The sequence below is a fragment of the Aequorivita antarctica genome (genome assembly GCF_007997155.1).
Classification (GTDB): domain Bacteria; phylum Bacteroidota; class Bacteroidia; order Flavobacteriales; family Flavobacteriaceae; genus Aequorivita; species Aequorivita antarctica.
This window is the reverse complement of sequence record NZ_VORT01000008.1, coordinates 182,962-202,102: the sequence shown is the minus strand read 5'-3', so window position 1 is coordinate 202,102 and position 19,141 is coordinate 182,962. Positions and strand designations below refer to the sequence as shown.

17 protein-coding genes are annotated in these 19,141 nt (G+C 36.6%); 12 read left to right on the top strand and 5 right to left on the bottom strand.

What is annotated here, in order from left to right:
* Positions 1-271 precede the first annotated feature (271 nt).
* The 11 genes from ESU54_RS12420 (at position 272) to ESU54_RS12370 (ending at position 11,338) form a co-directional block, all read left to right on the top strand.
* Complete coding sequence (locus ESU54_RS12420) at positions 272-1,714, top strand: curlin (protein WP_111845740.1); 1,443 nt, start codon at positions 272-274, stop codon at positions 1,712-1,714.
* An 85-nt stretch (positions 1,715-1,799) separates the two neighbouring features.
* Positions 1,800-2,324 (top strand): hypothetical protein, encoded by a 525-nt coding sequence (locus ESU54_RS12415; RefSeq protein WP_111845739.1) that lies wholly within the window; start codon positions 1,800-1,802, stop codon positions 2,322-2,324.
* A 108-nt stretch (positions 2,325-2,432) separates the two neighbouring features.
* Positions 2,433-3,125 carry a CsgE family curli-type amyloid fiber assembly protein gene (locus tag ESU54_RS12410; RefSeq protein WP_170253282.1) on the top strand — a complete coding sequence of 231 codons (693 nt, stop codon included), beginning with the start codon at positions 2,433-2,435 and terminating at the stop codon, positions 3,123-3,125.
* Position 3,126: 1 nt separating this feature from the next.
* Positions 3,127-3,543 (top strand): curli production assembly/transport component CsgF, encoded by a 417-nt coding sequence (locus tag ESU54_RS12405; protein WP_200830118.1) that lies wholly within the window; start codon positions 3,127-3,129, stop codon positions 3,541-3,543.
* 9 nt (positions 3,544-3,552) lie between these two features.
* Positions 3,553-4,932, top strand: a complete 1,380-nt coding sequence (locus ESU54_RS12400) for a CsgG/HfaB family protein (protein ID WP_111845736.1) — start codon at positions 3,553-3,555, stop codon at positions 4,930-4,932.
* 21 nt (positions 4,933-4,953) lie between these two features.
* The gene (locus ESU54_RS12395) at positions 4,954-6,480 is read left to right on the top strand and encodes a carboxypeptidase regulatory-like domain-containing protein (protein ID WP_235004633.1); all 1,527 of its coding nucleotides are present in this window, start codon (positions 4,954-4,956) and stop codon (positions 6,478-6,480) included.
* Between the two features lie 81 nt (positions 6,481-6,561).
* Positions 6,562-7,740 carry an AIR synthase related protein gene (locus ESU54_RS12390; RefSeq protein WP_111845735.1) on the top strand — a complete coding sequence of 393 codons (1,179 nt, stop codon included), beginning with the start codon at positions 6,562-6,564 and terminating at the stop codon, positions 7,738-7,740.
* 67 nt (positions 7,741-7,807) lie between these two features.
* Positions 7,808-8,539, top strand: coding sequence for a hypothetical protein (locus ESU54_RS12385; protein ID WP_111845734.1), 732 nt, complete (start codon positions 7,808-7,810; stop codon positions 8,537-8,539).
* 113 nt (positions 8,540-8,652) lie between these two features.
* Positions 8,653-9,729 (top strand): peptide chain release factor 1, encoded by a 1,077-nt coding sequence (prfA, locus tag ESU54_RS12380; protein WP_111845733.1) that lies wholly within the window; start codon positions 8,653-8,655, stop codon positions 9,727-9,729.
* A 27-nt stretch (positions 9,730-9,756) separates the two neighbouring features.
* Positions 9,757-10,578 carry an orotidine-5'-phosphate decarboxylase gene (gene pyrF, locus ESU54_RS12375; RefSeq protein WP_111845732.1) on the top strand — a complete coding sequence of 274 codons (822 nt, stop codon included), beginning with the start codon at positions 9,757-9,759 and terminating at the stop codon, positions 10,576-10,578.
* Positions 10,565-11,338: an ABC transporter substrate-binding protein gene (locus ESU54_RS12370; protein ID WP_111845731.1), complete on the top strand. Its 774-nt coding sequence runs from the start codon at positions 10,565-10,567 to the stop codon at positions 11,336-11,338. The genes pyrF and ESU54_RS12370 overlap by 14 nt, the downstream gene beginning before the upstream one ends.
* Before the next feature lie 3 nt (positions 11,339-11,341).
* On the opposite strand, the gene ESU54_RS12365 is transcribed toward ESU54_RS12370, so the two are convergent.
* From ESU54_RS12365 to ESU54_RS12345, 5 genes are all read right to left on the bottom strand, one after another.
* Complete coding sequence (locus ESU54_RS12365) at positions 11,342-11,524, bottom strand: Lacal_2735 family protein (RefSeq protein ID WP_111845730.1); 183 nt, start codon at positions 11,522-11,524, stop codon at positions 11,342-11,344.
* Positions 11,525-11,648: 124 nt separating this feature from the next.
* Positions 11,649-12,362: a DUF4197 domain-containing protein gene (locus ESU54_RS12360; RefSeq protein WP_111845729.1), complete on the bottom strand. Its 714-nt coding sequence runs from the start codon at positions 12,360-12,362 to the stop codon at positions 11,649-11,651.
* 85 nt (positions 12,363-12,447) lie between these two features.
* Entirely contained in the window at positions 12,448-13,380 is a 933-nt protein-coding gene (locus tag ESU54_RS12355; protein ID WP_111845728.1) for a T9SS type A sorting domain-containing protein, read from the bottom strand.
* Positions 13,381-13,581: 201 nt separating this feature from the next.
* Positions 13,582-14,529 (bottom strand): T9SS type A sorting domain-containing protein, encoded by a 948-nt coding sequence (locus ESU54_RS12350; RefSeq protein ID WP_111845727.1) that lies wholly within the window; start codon positions 14,527-14,529, stop codon positions 13,582-13,584.
* An 80-nt stretch (positions 14,530-14,609) separates the two neighbouring features.
* The gene (locus ESU54_RS12345; protein WP_111845726.1) at positions 14,610-15,545 is read right to left on the bottom strand and encodes a T9SS type A sorting domain-containing protein; all 936 of its coding nucleotides are present in this window, start codon (positions 15,543-15,545) and stop codon (positions 14,610-14,612) included.
* Between the two features lie 164 nt (positions 15,546-15,709).
* Between ESU54_RS12345 and ESU54_RS12340 the strand changes: the two genes are divergently transcribed.
* A complete protein-coding gene (locus ESU54_RS12340) occupies positions 15,710-19,135 on the top strand; it encodes a methylmalonyl-CoA mutase family protein (RefSeq protein WP_111845725.1) in 3,426 nt (1,141 codons plus the stop codon).
* Positions 19,136-19,141 lie beyond the last annotated feature (6 nt).

Genomic DNA, 19,141 nt, shown 5'->3' with positions numbered 1-19,141 from the left:
TAGGTGTGCTAGATCGTTCTGCTGGTGGAAACCAAGCTAACATCCTTCAAATGGGTCCTGATGGAGACTTTGGAGCTGGTGCAGTTGATTGTGATTTTGATGAGCCGGTTGATTTGGATATGAATTACAATTTCCCAGGTGTAAGTTTAGATGATATCTGCGGAGGCTGCTAAAATTCAATAATTAATAGACTTGCCCATTCCTAGGGGATGGGTGAGTTTTTAAGTATGATTTATAGTTCGCTTTTAATTTAAAACTCACAACTTATATTATGAAGAAATTAATATTCAGTGCTTTTGCCCTTTTGGCTGGAACTTTTGCATTTGCACAATTAAACCCAGCTCCTTATGGACCACAATATGTGGGTCCTGCGCCTACGGCTACTTTACAGCCTGCGCTTCCAGGAGCTGCAGCAGGAGCAAATACAGGTCTCTCAGTACAAAATGGAAATGCCAATAAAGTGCGTGTGCAACAAGCAGGAACATCACAGTCAGTATATACATTTCAAGATGACGGAACTGGCACTGGCGGTAACCAAGCCAAGGTGATGCAAACCGGAGCAGTACAGGCAATAAGCGGTGTAGAAAATGCTGCTGAAGTATTACAATCTGGGTCCGATAATAGATCGCAAACCAAACAGGAAGGAGATTATAACAGTGCTATAACGCGGCAAGGTCAAAACAATCTATCGAGTTCTGGAAACAAGGCAGGGATCCGTCAAGGAACTGGGCAGCAAGCTGAAAATAATGTTGCCGTGGTTGATCAAGACGGTGAAAATAACGAAGGTTCAATACAACAGACTTATGACAATAGTGAAGCTTGGACCATTCAAAATGGAAATGCAAACCAATCTATGGTAAATCAGAATGCAGGGCCAAACGGAACTGCAGGTCATTACGCTTATACTGAGCAATTAGGTAATGACAACCAAAATGCAATTATGCAGAGTGGTGATGGTCAATCTAATTGGGCTTTTGCTTACCAAACTGGCGACAATAATTTATCAAAACAAGTACAAGATCAATCTGATATGGTTGATTCTGGTTTTGTAAATTATGCTTTAGTAGATCAAGGTGCTAACCAGGATGGTCTAATATCAGGAATTAAAACATCTTTAGATGCCGTTGATTCTAGGATTAATGATGATGCTCTAAATGGAACAACCACAAATTCTGTAGCGCTTCAAAACCAAGATGGAGGCGATTTGGATGCTGAATCTCACCAATACGGTAATGCTAATCATTCAGAACAATATCAGTCTGGTTATGGAAACGATGCATATATTTTACAGAACTCTTATGGAACTGGAAACTATGGAAGACAAGACCAAATAGGAACTGAGAGCACTGCTGGTTTGGCTCAGGTTGGTAGTGGTAACAAAGCATGGCAGCGCCAAGCGGATGACAATAATATTGTAATGTCAACGCAGGTAGGTAATGGCAATTTGTTAAACACTTTTCAGGATGGAAACGGTAACAGAGGTATAACTTCACAATATGGTACTGACAATGCAGCCCTTTTGGTTCAACGAGGAGGCCATAGTTATACAATTGAACAAGATGGTACTGGAAACCAAGCTAATATTTTGCAATTGGGTCCAAATGGCAACTTTAATACTGACGGTATAGACTGTAGTTTCTTAGACCCAAACAACCCTACAATGAACTACCCAGATTTAGATTTTAATCTATCTGATATTTGTTCAGGGTGTTAAGCCTTTTTTGCTATTTTTTTAGATAAATTCAAAGGAGGGCGAATACAAGTCCTCCTTTTCACATAATTTTAATATCTTTATAATTATGAAAACAATATTTAAACAAACAGTTTTTGTTTTGGCATTTTTTCTCTTCACTAATGTGGCTTTGTCACAGACGTATGGAGCAGATGATAAAAACCCCATCGTTTTAGAAGGTGAAAATATAACGCCCCTAATGTTGGCCAACTTGGGTATTATAAGTAGTCCCAACCCAAAAAATGCTTTGATTCAAGGAAACTCAGTGTCTGTTCAGCAAATAGGTGAATATAATACTACCGATATTCGTACTAATACAAACGCTAGTGAAATTAATCTTCTACAAAACGGAAACTCAAACGATACAAAATTAGAGTATACAGCAAATACTGCTGTTGCAGATTTAGTTCAAAATGGAAACAACAATCGTATAGTGGATTTTGTGAATAACCCGAACGCTGACATTTCTTTAGATTTGGAACAAAACGGGAATAATTATTTTGAGCGCGATGGTGTAAATGAGATTACGAAATCATTAAAATTTAGACAAACTGAAGGTTCCCCTGATTTAATAATTAGAAGTTCTTTTTAAATGATTCAATTTCAGAAATATATATTTAAAAATCTGAAAAATTTTACACTCCTATTAATTCTTTTTTTAAGTGTTAGTGTGAGTGCACAAATTTACAATAAGGAATTTGTGGCTAAGATTTATGTGAAGCAGGATAGTGAATTTTTTACATTTACTGCAACTGCCGAAAATTTAACTCCTACAGATGTTAATTTGAGATACGATTTTTCAGTTTTTAAAAAAGACAATAATAACAATACCTCAAAAAATAACCAATCCAATCTTCTCTTTTTAAAGGGAAATGAAAAAAAAATACTTTCTTCTGTCGCCATAAATTATAGTGAAGAAGGAAAAATTATATTATTATTGGTATTATATGATATTGACGATAGGCCTGTAGGACAAGACCGTATAGAATTGAACTCGGATAATGGGTATCAAAAGGTTGTTAAGGACGAACTTTCTGTCCATGAAAAACAGGAGAATCGAGATGAAGCTGCTCCCCAGGACGGTGTAATTGTTGGAGGACTGGTGTTAGAAAAAACCTTAACTAAGGCAGGGCGAGATTTTTATAAGTATTTTTATTCAGACTATTATAATCGACAAGTAAATACTAAAAAAAATATTTTTATTGAGGAGGTGCCTGGCAAATTCAGAAATACAAGGATTTCTGTGAAGATTGATGATCAGTTATTATGGCAGTTTTTCTCACAACCAAAGAAGTCTTTCTTGCAAACTATGGCAAAGTCCGCACTAGATCGCTGTATTGCATATCTTCAAAAATTGGAAAAACAAAAAGACGAAACCCTAACGCGCTATTAAAATGAAAAAATCTAAGCTATTTTTCCCTATAATTGTTATGTTGTTTTTTGCAACAGCTGGTTTTGCGCAGCAATTTTCATATAAGCCTTTAAATCCTGCATTCGGTGGTGATACCTTTAATTATAACTGGTTGCTAAGCTCCGCAACTTCCCAAAATAAGCTTACAGCTCCAACCAACGCACGCGATCAAGAATCTGAATTAAAAAAATTTGGATCAAACCTCAATCGTCAATTATTGAGCCAGATTTCACGAATACTTTTGCAACAGCAAATAGGTGGATTGGGAAATTTTGATCAGGAAGGAAGTTTTACCTATGGTACTTTGAATGTAGAAATTTACCAATCTGATGAAGGATTGGTCATTAATATCCTTGATACTTCCAATGGGGAAGAAACCCAAGTTATTGTCCCAAATTAATAAAAATAGATGAGAATATTTTACAAAGCAATTTTGTTGTTGGGAATTTTTTTATTTTCCTCTTGTGCGGCTTATTTTAATCAACCAATGTTTCAAGAGCCGTCAAGAACTGGAGAATTTTCTAAATCAACCCGATTATTATTAGATTTACCGCCTGCAGCAGAACCAGTTGAGGTGGGGGTTTATAATTTTAGCGATCAAACGGGTCAATATAAGGCTGTAGAAAACGGAAGTACATTTAGCACAGCGGTTTCCCAAGGGGGAACAACCATGCTTATAAAAGCTTTGGAGGATTCGGGATGGTTTATACCATTGGAAAGAGAGAATTTCAACAATCTTTCTACAGAACGTAATATAATTCGCAATACCAAGCAAGAATATATTAAAAATTTAAATCCCAATGAACCTCCTTTACCACCACTTTTATATGCTGGTCTTTTGTTGGAAGGGGGCGTAGTTTCTTATGATACAAATATTATCACAGGAGGGATGGGAGCCCGTTATTTTGGATTGGGTGGCTCGGCAAAGTATAGACAGGACAGAATAACTATTTATTTGCGAGCAGTTTCTACTAGTAATGGTGAAATACTAAAAACTGTTTATGTTTCGAAAACAATCCTTTCACAGGCCATTGATGCCAGTTTTTTTCGTTTTGTAAAATTTCAAAGGTTATTGGAAGCTGAGACAGGGGTTACACAAAATGAACCCGTTCAATTAGCTATGAAAGATGCTATAGAAAAAGCGGTTCATGATCTTATAATCGAAGGTATTCAAAAACAGTTTTGGAGCTCGCAAGGAGGGAAAGAAGTAAATGACCAATTAGTAGCAGATTATCTTGCTGAAAAGGAAAAGGATGAGTCAACATTGTTGCTTGATAGATTGCAAGTGGGGAGAGAAGGTCTAAATTCCTTGGGAATTTCCGGAGGAGGTAATCTACCGGATAATGATTACTCCACGCAAAACTTAGGATTTTTAGGGCGACTCGAGTATCAAAGGCATTTTGGGCGCTTTTTTAATGTAAACCTCAATACTTCTGTTTTTAAAATTGATAATGGAGTTCAATATGACAATATCTTTGGGAGCTTAGATTTAAATGGTCAATTTGCCCTTTTACCGAACGATAAGTTAACACCTTTTATCTATGCTGGTTCGGGAGTAATAATGAGTGTCCTTGATCCTGTTGATAATTCCCTTGATTTTGGAGAACCTTTTTTCAAAGTTCAATACGGTTTAGGTGTTGAATATTTTATTTCGAATAAAATTGGAGTTAAATTATATGGGGAACATAACCTTGTTTTTACTGATAAGCTCGAGAAAGCTGTCAACGGAAAAAGAAATGATTATTATTACAATATAGGTTTGGGTTTAAATTATTATTTTAAGTTATAATTTTTTTTAATTGAAAAACTGATGATGAACAAGTATAATATTTTCATATCCGCTATTTTCCTGATTTTAATATTCAGTTGCAGCGAAGATACTTTAGACGTTGTGCGCACTGGCCGTATCTCTGGAAAAGTTGTGGATAAAGTGACTGGTGAGCGTCTTAGCGGTGCAAAAATCACAACAAATCCTGCATCTACAACCGTATTTACTGATAGTTTGGGTAATTTTAATATGGATAATATAATAGTTGACGACTATTCAGTGCAAGCTGAACTAGCGGGATATTCATCTGCTTTTGAATCTACTACTGTTCTTGACGGTGTATTGTCGCAGGTGTCGTTCGAACTAACTGTTGCAGATACTGAAAACCTACCGCCTTTAGCACCAACATTAGTTTCACCAGAAGATGGGGCTGAGGAGTTGCCTCTAGAGGTTACATTTATATGGGAATCTTCTGATCCCGATGGAGATGAACTTACCTACACTTTAGATTTAAGAAATGGATCGACTGATGAGATGCAAATTTTTGAAGTTGGTCAGGACACCTCATATACGGTCAATAATCTTCAATTGGCGACTAAATATTTTTGGCAAGTAACAGTTACAGATGATACAAATGATCCTGTAAGGTCTATTATAAGTGAATTCAAAACACTTACCTTCCCTGACAACCCTTTCATTTTTGTAAAGAAAATGAATGATAATTTGGTTATTTATTCAGGGGGAGAAGACCCCCTAGCAGGCAATGGACAAGAACCGGATTTTAATGTTTTACAGCTTACTAGTGAAAATGTGAATAGTTTTAAACCTCGGAAAAGTAACGTACTTAATAGAATTGCATTTTTACGAAATTCAGGAGGAGCCACTCAAATATATACCATGAATTTTGATGGAACAGATGTGCGTCAAGTTACTGGCCAAAGACCTTTAGCTGGTTTCCGAGTTGAACAATTGAGCTATACTTGGGCACTAGGCGATAGTAAACTATATTACCCTCATTTTGATAAATTATATTCCATAAATCCAGATGGAACAGGAAATAAATTGGAATATACCACCAGCGATGGTTCATTCATATCAGAAGTAGCAGTTCCCGAGTTCGATGATGATCTAGTTTTACTAAAAACAAATAATTCTAGTGGGTATGAAGTTCGTATTTATACAGTAAGACTTTCCACAGATTTGGAAGAAAATGTAATTCTTGAAAATGTTCAAGGAGCAGCAGGTGGAATTGATTTATCCGCAAATGCTGATAGAGTATTATACTTTTGGGATACCGAGGAAGCCCAAAATTCGGCATATAAAATATTTGAAAGCCGAATATTCCTAAAAACAATCGGGAGTCCGGATCCGCCAGTGCAGTTGGAAACTGATGCAATAACTGGTGAGAATGAATTAGACACTAGGTTTTCACCTTCAGAAGGTGGAGTGATATTTACTAGGGTAAAGAATAATACCAATGCCATTCCTGATATTTATTCTATTCTTTTTGATGATAACCAGAATGATCTCCTTTTATTTACAAATTCATTTATGCCCGATTGGGAATAACCAAAATAAATTTCAAAACCTTAAAAGCCCACCTTTGTGGGCTTTTTTTTAATCCGTACTTTTGCAACTTAACAACATCAAATGAGTAAAGAGATTTCAAAACGTTACGCACAACGAGGCGTTTCTGCCGGTAAGGAAGATGTGCACAATGCCATCAAAAATGTAGACAAAGGCCTTTTCCCAAAAGCATTCTGTAAGATTGTCCCTGATTATCTCACAGGCGATGAAAACTATTGCTTGATTATGCATGCAGACGGAGCCGGAACAAAATCTTCACTAGCTTATGTTTATTGGAAGGAAACAGGCGATCTATCTGTTTGGAAAGGAATTGCTCAAGATGCTCTTATAATGAACATCGACGATTTACTTTGTGTGGGTGCCGTTGACAACATTATGCTTTCCTCAACCATCGGGCGAAACAAGAATCTAATTTCGGGTGAGGTTATTTCAGCAATTATAAATGGCACTGAACAATTGATAGCCGAAATGAAACAATACGGCGTTACCATTCATTCCACGGGTGGGGAAACTGCAGATGTTGGCGACCTTGTTCGGACTATTATCGTAGATTCCACAGTTACAGCGCGAATGAAACGAAGTGACATTATAGATAATGCCAATATTAAACCTGGAGATGTAATTGTAGGGTTGGCGTCCTTTGGTCAAGCTACTTATGAAAAGGAATACAATGGTGGAATGGGCAGTAATGGGCTCACTTCGGCAAGACATGATGTTTTTGAAAAATACATAGCTAAAAAATATCCAGAAAGTTTTGATGTTTCTGTTCCGGAAGAACTTGTTTTTTCGGGTTCGAAAAAAATGCAGGATTCAGTAGTGGATAGTCCTTTAAACGCAGGTAAGCTTGTGCTTTCACCAACACGTACTTATGCCCCTATAATAAAGGAAATTTTATCACAATTCAGCAATAAAGAAATTCACGGGATGGTACATTGCAGTGGTGGCGCACAGACCAAAATCCTTCACTTTGTTGAAAACCTTCATGTTATAAAAGACAATATGTTTGAAATTCCGCCACTATTCAAACTTATTCAGTCTGAAAGTGGAACCGATTGGAAAGAAATGTACCAAGTTTTTAATATGGGTCACAGAATGGAACTTTACGTTTCCGCTGAAATTGCAGAAAGCATAATTAAAATCTCAAAATCCTTTAAGGTTGATGCCCAAATAGTAGGTAGGGTAGAGGCGGCTCCTTCAAAAAAATTGACTATTAAAACAGCAATGGGCGAATTTGTATATTGATATTTTCAACTATATTCGCAAATGATTTTGAGTTAAATACATTTTATTCTCATATCATTACTACCGAATGTCAGAGAAACTTTTCTTCAAAAATTACAAAATGGGGCTAGGCATTCTAGCGGTTTTTTTTATCATTTTAAGTATTGTTGTTTACGCATATCAGAATGTTTTTTTGTTTCGTTTATTGCGTGGCATTATTTGTTATACCACATTGCTTTACTTATTGATTGCACACGGAAAAAATATCCAAAAGTGGTTGATTGGTTTCCTTTTCTTCTATGGCGCATCAAGTATTACAACCGTCTGGTATGAAAACAGCATTATGGCCAGTATCTCCATGATATTGAATTTCATTTCTTTTTTAATGCTTCTTTGGTATATTGTTCCAAAATTCAATTTAAGAAAACTGACAAAAACGTTTACCATCCTTTTTATTTTAATGATACTTGTGAATGGTTATTTGTTCATTCAGTTGGTTGAATTGATGAAAGAAATGACCTTAAATTATACGCAATACGTCTTCATGATTTTGAGTGCTTTTTGCGGAATATTACTGGCTTTCTTGGCTCTTTTTTATAACCATTTCTACAATACGGCCCAATCCATGGCTTTCACACTTCTGATATTTCTGATAATTTTTGCAGAAATATTTAGAGGAATAGGCTACTACAAACTCACAGATAGTATTGCTTTCGTGCTCTTGGCAAGAGTGCTATTGGTGCTTAGTCTTTACACACTCGTGCATTTTTCGTTTCTGGATTTAAAGAACCCAAAAAGTTTGATAACTGATATTACATAAAAGCACACTTAAGAAAACCAATATTCAATTGGACTTTTTTCAAAATTGAAACCTTTGGCAATCGTTTCCATTCCCCTAAAAAATTGTAAATTTGCAACCATTATAAAATGTATATGTTAGACAGGCTTCAAATAATAAAACAACGTTTTGACGAGGTGAGCGACCTCATTATTCAACCAGATATAATGAGCGACCAAAAGCGCTATATTCAGTTGAACAAGGAATATAAAGATTTAAGGATTTTGATGGACAAACGATCAGAATTTTTGGAACTCACCGATAATATTTCCGAAGCTGAAGCTATTATATCAGATGGCAGCGATGCAGAAATGGTTGAAATGGCAAAGCTACAACTTGAAGAGGCAAAGACTCGTGTACCACAATTGGAAGAGGAAATTAAATTTCTTTTAGTTCCGAAAGATCCCGAAGATGGTAAAAATGCCGTGATGGAAATAAGAGCGGGAACGGGTGGAGATGAAGCGAGTATTTTTGCAGGAGATCTTTTCAGGATGTACACCAAATATTGCGAGAATAAAGGCTGGAAAACAAATGTGATCGATTTTAACGAAGGAACCAGCGGCGGTTTTAAAGAAATACAGTTTGAAATAGAAGGTGAAGACGTTTACGGAACCCTTAAATTTGAAGCAGGCGTTCACCGTGTACAAAGGGTGCCGCAAACCGAGACACAAGGAAGAGTACATACCAGCGCTGCAACGGTGATGGTTTTTCCGGAAGCGGAAGAGTTTGATATTGAGATTAACCCCAAAGATGTTCGCGTAGATTTCTTTTGTTCTTCAGGACCCGGTGGGCAATCTGTTAACACGACATATTCTGCGGTGCGTCTTACACACGTTCCAACAGGATTGGTGGCTCAGTGTCAAGATCAAAAGTCGCAACACAAGAACAAAGAGAAGGCTTTTAAAGTGCTTCGTTCACGTTTGTATGATATGGAACTTGCCAAAAAGCAGGCGGAAGATGCATTAAAACGTGGCTCGATGGTAACCAGTGGAGACCGTAGCGCAAAAATTAGGACCTACAACTATTCTCAAGGCCGCGTTACTGACCACCGTATAAATTTTACTTTGTATAATCTTGGAAATATTATGAATGGTGACATTCAGGAAATAATTGATGAGCTACAATTGGTTAGTAATACAGAGAAATTGAAAGAAACGGGCGAAACTTTTTAAACATCCAATCTTCTGAAATATTAGACTATGACTACAGCGAATTTAATTTCAGAAATAAAAAAGAAGCAATCCTTTCTTTGCGTTGGCCTAGACGTAGATCTTGATAAAATCCCTGAATTTCTCTTAAAAGAAGAAGACCCTATATTTTCTTTCAATAAGGCTATTATTGATGCTACGCACCAATATACAGTTGCCTATAAACCAAACACGGCTTTTTATGAAGCTTATGGTTTAAAAGGCTGGAAAGCACTAGAAAAAACCATAAATTATTTAAACGAAAACCATCCGGAAATCTTCACCATCGCTGATGCAAAACGCGGTGATATAGGCAATACTTCTAGCCGCTATGCAAAAGCTTTTTATGAAGATTTGGGTTTTGATTCTATAACCGTTGCGCCTTATATGGGGAAGGATTCTGTTGAGCCTTTTCTTGCTTTTGAAAATAAGCATACTATTTTGCTTGCGTTGACCTCCAATGAAGGTGCTTTCGATTTTCAAACTAAAAAAATTGGTGAAGAAGAATTGTATAAGCAAGTTTTGAAAACTTCAAAAGACTGGAACAATAGTGAAAACTTAATGTATGTTGTTGGCGCTACCAAAGCTGAATACTTTGCAGAAATTCGTAAAATTGTTCCCGATAGTTTTTTATTGGTTCCTGGCGTTGGGGCGCAGGGCGGAAGCTTAAAAGAAGTCTGTAAATATGGACTATCTTCAAATATTGGGTTGCTTGTGAATTCTTCACGTGGGATTATTTATGCTTCAAAAAATAATGATTTTGCAGAAGCTGCAGCGCGGGAAGCCAAAAACATGCAGCTTGAAATGAAAGCCATTCTCAATGGAATTCATTGACCAATTAAATAGAACCATAACACTTGCCAATATTCCTTCGCGAATTGTTTCGCTGGTTCCATCTCAAACAGAATTGTTGGTTGACCTTGGCTTACGTAAAAATATTGTTGGTATTACTAAATTCTGCGTTCATCCAGCTAATTTACGAAAGGAAAAAACGATTGTGGGAGGAACCAAAACAGTCAACTTTACCAAAATAAAATTACTCAAGCCAGATATTATTATTTGCAACAAAGAGGAAAACACCGAAGAAATGGTGCTTCAGTTGGAAAGTATTGCCCCTGTGTGGGTCAGTGATATTTCCACGATTACAGAAAGTATCGAAATGATTAAACGACTTGGAGAAGTATTTGATGTTACTGAAAAAGCTTCTGCAATAATTTTAAAAATTGAATTGGAATGGGATGGATTTAAGTTGTATTTGAAAGACTTCCCTTCAAAAAAAGTGCTTTATTTAATATGGAAAGATCCTTATATGGCTGCTGGAAAGGATACTTTTATAAATGCTCTTTTGCGTTTGAATAATTTTGAGAACTGCATTATTGAAGAAATTTCTCGCTATCCAGAAGTGGAATGGGATTTATTAAAAAGTGCAGACTTGGTGCTTCTTTCAACAGAGCCATATCCATTCAAGGATGAGCATGTTGTGGAATTGCAAAATAAAATTGATGCTAAAATAAAATTGGTAGACGGGGAATATTTTAGTTGGTATGGCAGTCGACTTATACAAGCGTTTGGTTATTTTAAAACGCTTCACTAAATGTTACTTATCACTTCGCTGAAGTGAAAGGTATTGTATTTCTTGAAAAATCTTATCGGCTTGGCGATGCATCTTTTCACTTTTTTCGGTATCCTTTAAAGCCGTTTCGAAAGATCGTTTCATTAAAAAAGTATATCTTTCTTTTAGTATTTCAACTCTGGATTTTTTTCTGAACCAACTTATCATTTCTAATGCTATATTGTTGGAACAAAGATACTTTTGAAAAAGATAAGTTAGTATTAACGCAAGGTTAATGGAGTCATAAATCTGTTGTCTTTTAAGAGACTTATGTTAAAAATCTTAAAATTACTTAATCTTGTAGTGCGAAAACTTGTTTTAACAATGTTGTAGTCCGCGCAGAAATATTGTTACGAATATCTTTTTCTTCAACACTAATCATTTTATAAACACCTTTTAGCGCTTCATTGGTAACGTAATCTGTAAGGTCTGGGTTCACTCTGGTCACAAAAGGCACGGAATTATATTTTGTAATAATATTGCTCCAAATTTGGTCGGCACCCACTTTTGAAAAAGAGCTTTTAATAACAGGATTGAATTTTGAGTAAAGCGCATTGTTGGTACGTTGTTCTAGATAATTTGTAGCTGCATTATCTGGTCCAAGAAGTATGGTTTTTGCGTCTGAGAAGGTAATATCCTTAACTGCATTTATAAATATTGGTGTAGCTTGTTTCACAGCGTCTTCAGCTGCACGGTTAAGCGCTTTTATGCCTTCATCGGCCAAACTACCCAGACCAATATCGCGTAAGGTCTGGTCTACTTTCTGCAATTCTTGTGGCAACATAATTTTAACCAGTTGATTTTTGTAAAAACCATCTTTTTGGGTAAGCTTGGTAACCTGTTTGTCTATTCCTAAGTCTAAAGCTTGTCGCAGACCGTTTGCGATCATAGTAGGATCCATACCAATCCCTGTTTGATTGGGAAGTGCATCTACTACTTGTTGTAGTTCAGCACAGGAAATAAAAATAAATATTGAACAGAAAAGGAATATTTTTTTAGCCCACATAGGTTTGATATTTTTGTTTTTTCAAATATAAATAAGGCACTTCAATATTGAAGAGCCTTTTGGTAAAAAAGATTTTTTAAATGTCTTATTTAAGAACCTTAACTGTTTTGGAAGAATCTCCAATAGTTACTTTAACCAAGTAAGATCCTGAAGCAAGATTACTCATGTTGATAGCTGGAGAGATTTTTCCAGGGTTTTCCTGAAGAACTACTTTTCCTAAGAGATCGTATACAGTAACATTATCTACAGACTCAGTAGATTTAATATTCAACATATCTTCAACTGGGTTAGGATAAACAGAAAATTTATTAGCTGAGAAATCATTTGTGCCTATGGTTGGCTGTCCCATAACTACATCATCAATATACATATCATTGTTGGCACTTGCTGAGTAGAATTCAAGCGCAGCTAATTCAGTAAAAACCTTAGAACCGAAAGCAAAAGGCTGAGCAAATACGAATTGAACTTCATCTATGTACATATCCCAAGTTTGGTTATCGAGGTCATAAACACAGGTAACTTTAAACCATTGATCTTCTGGAAACGTAAAAGACTGATTAAAAGCTGAGCAGTCATACATTTCTGAAACAATACCAAGACCTGGAGAAGCACCATCACAGTTAAAGAAAACATGACCACCCATTAAAGCTTGGTTCCAAGACATGCCATCTGGAGTAAGGTCGGCCTGCATATTAAAATATCCAGATTTCCCTCCAGGGATCAAAGCATAAAATGCAATTGAGTAAACACCGAATGTTGGGGCAGATGGAACCAATAACAATATTTCGTCAAATCCATTTCCTGATATATATAAGCTCTGTAAGCCAGAAAATGCTTCATCATCTACAATACTTGCGCAGTCTTCATCGATACCAGACGAAGCTCTCCAATGAGTAGATTGCGAACATATGGAGGAACCCGAGGTATAAGATTCAAAATCATCAAATAACTCAAATTGAGCGTAAGATGAAAAGCTGAATGCACCTAAAAGAAGTGCTAAAATGTATTTCTTTCTCATCGCGTTAAATTTTTAATCATTTGATATCTAAGTATTAAGATACAATAATATTATTTTGACTCAACATTTTTAATATAATATAATTTGTTAGAGTGTTATTTCAGCTACTTTTTATCTGATTTTGTGATTCATTACAGGAAATAAATAAAAAAAGGCCCTTCAATGTTGAAGGGCCTTTTGGTAAAAAAGTTTTGTAAAGTCTTATTTAAGAACCTTAACTGTTTTAGAAGAATCTCCAATAGTTACCTTAACTAAGTAAGATCCAGAAGCAAGATTGCTCATGTTGATAGCTGGAGAAATAGTTCCAGGGTTTTCCTGAAGAACAACTTTTCCTAAAATATCATATACAGTAACATTGTCAACAGCAGCGCTAGACTTGATGTTTAACATGTCTTTTACTGGGTTTGGATATACAGAGAATTTGTTTTCAGCGAAATCATTAGTTCCAAGGATGTTACCATTGTAAAGTGTAACATCATCTATATACATTTCGTTATGAGCAGTGGCTGAATAAAAATCAAGACCTGCCAATTCAATAAATACTTGTGTGTTAAATGCGAAAGGTTCTGCAAAGAAAAATTGAACCTCATCTATGTACATATCCCAAGTTTCATTGTCAAGGTCATAAACGCAATCTACTTTAAACCATTGGTCTTCTGGGTAGGTAAAAGAGGCCTGAGTAACTGTACATTCTGCTCCTGCGGGACTGGCATCAATTGCACCTATACCACCTGAAGCGCCGTCACAGTTAAAAAAGACATTTCCACCCATTAAAGCTTGTACCCATGGAGTTCCTTCTGGTGTTAAGGCAGCTTGCATATTAAAATACCCACCTTTTCCTGCTGGAATCAACGCGTAAAATTCAATGGTGTAAACTCCGCTAGTTGGAGCCGATGGCACCAAAAGCATTAAGTCTGTAGCTAAATTGCCTGGAATAAAAACAGATTGTAAACCAGATTGAGCCTCATCGTCAACAACGTTAGCCTCATCTGAACCACCATCAATACCACCCCAAGTTCTCCATTGTGGAGCTTGTGCTGAAATAGGACCTAAGTTGTAAGAATCAAAATCATCAGTTAGCTCTACTTGAGCGTTCGCTGAAAAACTAAATGCACCTAAAACAAGTGCTAAAACGTAAATTTTTTTCATAATGTATTTTTTTAATTGATTAAAATTAAAAGGCTCTTCATTATGAAGAGCCTTTTGGGTAAAAAAGCTTTTTAAAAGTCTTATTTAAGAACCTTAACTGTTTTGGAAGAGTTTCCAATAGTTACTTTAACTAAGTAAGATCCAGAAGCAAGATTACTCATATTGATAGCTGGAGAAATTGTCCCAGGATTTTCCTGAAGAACTACTTTTCCTAAAAGATCATATACAGTAACATTGTCAACAGCAGTACTAGACTTAATGTTTAACATATCTTTTACTGGGTTTGGATATACAGAAAATTTATCTGCTGAGAAATCTTCAGTTCCAATAACACCATTGTAAAGTACGATATTATCAAGGAACATTTGGTTGTGTGGAGCAGCAGAATAGAAATCAAGACCTGCCAATTCAATAAATACCTGTGGACCAAATGCGAATGGATAAGCAAATACAAATTGTACATCATCTATATACATATCCCAAGCTTGGTTGTCGATGTCATAAACACAATCAACTTTAAACCATTGGTCTTCTGGATAAGTGAAAGTTTGGTCAAAAACTGAACAGTCAATTACACCAGTAACTCCACCAATACCTCCAGAGGCACCATCGCAGTTAAAGTAAACGTTACCACCCATCAAAGCTTGAACCCAAGCAGTTCCTTCAGGAGTAAGTGCGGCTTGCATGTTAAAATAACCGCTTTGTCCCGCAGGAATTAAAGCGTTAAATTGAATTGTGTAAACTCCACTAATAGGAGCGGAAGGCACCAAAAGAATTAAATCTGTAAGCTCATTGTCTGGTATATATACAGACTGTAAACCGCCAAAAGCCTCATCATCAACAACGTTAGCATCATCAGAACCACCGTCAACACCAGACCAGTTTCTCCAATGTGCAGCTTGTGCTGAAATAGGACCCAAGTTGTAAGACTCAAAATCATCAAATAGCTCTTGTTGAGCGTTAGATGAAAAACTAAATGCACCTAAAAGAAGTGCTAAAATGTAAATTTTTTTCATAATGTTAAAGTTTTAATTGTTTAATATTGATGCTGCAAGATACAAAAATATTGAATTACCACAACACTTTTTAAAAATATTTATCATATCATTATTGGCCTAAAGCGTTATGTTCGTTACGTTTTAACTAAATTTGCATTTCATAAATATAAGTAGAACAAACTATGCATCAGATAAATCCTTATAAACCAAAACATAAAGTTCGCATTGTTACCGCTGCCTCACTTTTTGATGGTCATGACGCGGCCATCAATATAATGCGGCGTATTATACAATCCACAGGGGTTGAGGTGATTCACTTGGGTCACGACCGCAGTGTGGAAGAAGTTGTAAACACCGCAATTCAAGAAGATGCTAATGCTATTGCCATGACTTCTTATCAAGGAGGACACAATGAGTATTTTAAATATATGTATGATTTGTTGCAGGAAAAAAATGCTGGCCACATTAAAATATTTGGCGGCGGCGGCGGCGTAATTCTTCCTTCAGAAATAAAAGATTTGATGGATTATGGCATTACACGTATTTATACACCAGATGACGGAAGAGAGCTTGGACTTCAAGGAATGATAAACGATTTGGTGGAACAATCTGATTTTGCCATTGGCGATATATTAAATGGGGAACTTGAAAAGCTTCCAAAAAAGGAAATTGGAGCTATTGCGCGAATTATTTCTTCCGCTGAAAACTTCCCTGAGGTTGCAAAGGAAACCCTTGATAAAATTCACATTAAAAATAAAAAAAATACGACGCCTGTTTTGGGAATTACCGGAACGGGTGGGGCGGGAAAATCTTCACTTGTAGATGAATTGGTTCGTAGATTTTTAGTTGATTTTCCAGATAAAACTATTGGTATTGTTTCCGTTGATCCTTCCAAAAGAAAAACGGGAGGGGCTTTGCTGGGCGACCGTATTAGAATGAACGCTATCAATTCGCCAAGAGTTTATATGCGCAGTTTGGCAACACGCCAGAGCAATCTTGCACTTTCTAAATATGTGTCGGAAGCAATTCAGGTTTTGAAAGCTGCGGAATATGATTTAATTATTCTTGAAACTTCTGGTATTGGACAAAGCGATACCGAAATTATAGAGCACAGTGATGTTTCGCTTTACGTAATGACTCCTGAATTTGGTGCTGCAACCCAACTTGAAAAAATTGACATGCTTGATTTTGCCGATCTGGTGGCAATCAACAAATTTGATAAACGCGGATCATTGGATGCACTGCGCGATGTGAAAAAACAATATGTGCGCAATCACCTTCTTTGGGACGCGCCGCAAGACGAATTGCCTGTGTATGGTACTATTGCTTCTCAATTCAACGATCCAGGAATGAATACACTCTACAAAGCTGTGATAGAAAAAATTGTTGAAAAAACCAATGCAGATCTTAAGAGCGACCTACACTTTCCCGAAGAAATGGAGGAAAAGGTTTTTGTAATTCCACCTTCACGCATACGGTATCTTTCAGAAATTTCGGAAAACAATAGAGCTTATGATAAAAAAGCTTCCGAACAGGCCGAGGTTGCCCAAAAACTTTACGGAATTTTTAAAACAATGGAATCCATTTCAGGGAAAAAACCTGAAATTGATAAAATTGGAATTGTTTCAGAATCGATTGTCGGTATAGAAAAAAACAAAGATTTATTGAAATTGTTACTTGCTGAATTTGATCGCGAAAAGTTAAACTTGGATCCTTACAACTGGGAAGTAATTACAAGTTGGAATACCAAAGTGAATAAGTACAAAAACCCAATATATAGTTTTAAAGTTCGAGGGAAAGAAATAAATATTGATACACATACTGAATCTCTTTCGCATACCCAAATACCAAAAGTTTCATTGCCAAAATATCAAGCTTGGGGCGATATTTTGAATTGGATATTGCAGGAAAATGTTCCAGGGGAATTTCCATATACTTCTGGTCTTTATCCTTTCAAAAGAACCGGAGAAGATCCAGCCCGTATGTTTGCTGGCGAGGGTGGTCCTGAGCGTACCAACCGTCGTTTTCATTATGTGAGCATGGGCTTGCCCGCTAAACGACTTTCCACTGCTTTTGACAGTGTTACATTGTATGGAAACGATCCAGACCTTCGGCCCGATATTTATGGAAAAATTGGAAATGCAGGAGTTTCCATTTGTTGTTTGGACGATGCCAAAAAGCTTTATTCCGGTTTTGAGTTGAGCCATCCAATGACCTCTGTAAGTATGACAATCAATGGTCCTGCGCCTATGTTGCTAGGTTTCTTTATGAACGCGGCCATCGACCAAAATTGCGAAAAATATATAAACGAAAACGGGCTTGGAAGTGAGGTTGAAAAGAAAATCAACAAAATTTACAAGGAAAAAGGAATTGAACGCCCAAAATATCACGGAGAATTGCCCGAGAGCAACAACGGATTGGGATTGATGCTGCTTGGGGTTACCGGCGATCAAGTTTTGGGTGCTGATGTTTATAATAAAATTAAATACGAAACACTACAGCAGGTTCGCGGCACGGTTCAAGCAGATATCTTAAAAGAAGACCAAGCGCAGAATACTTGCATATTTTCAACAGAATTTGCTCTGCGATTGATGGGCGATGTGCAGGAATATTTTATCGAAAAAAAAGTTAGAAACTTTTATTCGGTTTCAATCAGCGGGTACCACATTGCAGAGGCTGGGGCAAACCCGATTACCCAATTAGCGTTTACACTTGCAAACGGCTTCACGTATGTGGAATATTACTTGAGCCGTGGAATGGACATCAATGAGTTTGGTCCCAATCTTTCTTTTTTCTTCAGCAATGGTATAGATCCAGAATATGCTGTTATTGGTCGTGTGGCCAGAAAAATCTGGGCGAAGGCTTTGAAGGAAAAATATGGTGCCAACCCTAGAGCGCAAATGTTGAAATATCATATTCAAACTTCTGGACGTTCCTTGCATGCACAGGAGATTGATTTCAATGATATTCGTACTACGCTTCAGGCATTGTATGCTATTTATGACAATTGTAATTCTTTACATACCAATGCTTACGATGAAGCAATTACTACTCCAACGGAAGAAAGCGTGCGCCGCGCGATGGCAATTCAATTAATTATAAATAAAGAGCTGGGACTCGCGAAAAATGAAAATCCAATTCAAGGTTCGTTTATTATTGAGGAATTGACTGATCTTGTGGAAGAAGCGGTTCTAAAGGAGTTCGATAGTATTACGGAACGCGGAGGAGTTTTGGGAGCGATGGAAACAATGTATCAACGCAGCAAAATACAAGAAGAGAGTCTTTATTATGAAACCTTAAAACACAATGGGGATTTTCCAATTATTGGGGTAAATACTTTTTTAAGCAGCAAGGGGTCGCCAACAGTTCTTCCCGCAGAAGTAATTCGTGCTACTGAAGAAGAAAAGCAGGTTCAGATCCAAACGCTTCAAAATCTGCATAAGATGTTTAGTGATAGGGCAGTTTCTTCAATTGAAAAAATAAAAGCCGCGGCCATTCATAATGAAAACTTATTTGAGGAGCTTATGGAGGTCACTAAAGTTTGCTCTTTAGGGCAGATAACCGAGGCCCTATTTGAAGTAGGGGGGCAATATAGAAGAAATATGTAAAAAGAA

Bases quoted from the DNA above. Each gene is read 5' to 3' on its own strand.
- ESU54_RS12420 (WP_111845740.1), top strand. From the start codon at position 272: ATGAAGAAATTAATATTCAGTGCTTTTGCCCTTTTGGCTGGAACTTTT.
- ESU54_RS12415 (WP_111845739.1), top strand. From the start codon at position 1,800: ATGAAAACAATATTTAAACAAACAGTTTTTGTTTTGGCATTTTTTCTC.
- ESU54_RS12405 (WP_200830118.1), top strand. From the start codon at position 3,127: ATGAAAAAATCTAAGCTATTTTTCCCTATAATTGTTATGTTGTTTTTT.
- ESU54_RS12400 (WP_111845736.1), top strand. From the start codon at position 3,553: ATGAGAATATTTTACAAAGCAATTTTGTTGTTGGGAATTTTTTTATTT.
- ESU54_RS12395 (WP_235004633.1), top strand. From the start codon at position 4,954: ATGATGAACAAGTATAATATTTTCATATCCGCTATTTTCCTGATTTTA.
- ESU54_RS12390 (WP_111845735.1), top strand. From the start codon at position 6,562: ATGAGTAAAGAGATTTCAAAACGTTACGCACAACGAGGCGTTTCTGCC.
- ESU54_RS12385 (WP_111845734.1), top strand. From the start codon at position 7,808: ATGTCAGAGAAACTTTTCTTCAAAAATTACAAAATGGGGCTAGGCATT.
- prfA (WP_111845733.1), top strand. From the start codon at position 8,653: ATGTTAGACAGGCTTCAAATAATAAAACAACGTTTTGACGAGGTGAGC.
- pyrF (WP_111845732.1), top strand. From the start codon at position 9,757: ATGACTACAGCGAATTTAATTTCAGAAATAAAAAAGAAGCAATCCTTT.
- ESU54_RS12370 (WP_111845731.1), top strand. From the start codon at position 10,565: ATGGAATTCATTGACCAATTAAATAGAACCATAACACTTGCCAATATT.
- ESU54_RS12365 (WP_111845730.1), bottom strand. From the start codon at position 11,524: ATGATAAGTTGGTTCAGAAAAAAATCCAGAGTTGAAATACTAAAAGAA.
- ESU54_RS12360 (WP_111845729.1), bottom strand. From the start codon at position 12,362: ATGTGGGCTAAAAAAATATTCCTTTTCTGTTCAATATTTATTTTTATT.
- ESU54_RS12355 (WP_111845728.1), bottom strand. From the start codon at position 13,380: ATGAGAAAGAAATACATTTTAGCACTTCTTTTAGGTGCATTCAGCTTT.
- ESU54_RS12350 (WP_111845727.1), bottom strand. From the start codon at position 14,529: ATGAAAAAAATTTACGTTTTAGCACTTGTTTTAGGTGCATTTAGTTTT.
- ESU54_RS12345 (WP_111845726.1), bottom strand. From the start codon at position 15,545: ATGAAAAAAATTTACATTTTAGCACTTCTTTTAGGTGCATTTAGTTTT.
- ESU54_RS12340 (WP_111845725.1), top strand. From the start codon at position 15,710: ATGCATCAGATAAATCCTTATAAACCAAAACATAAAGTTCGCATTGTT.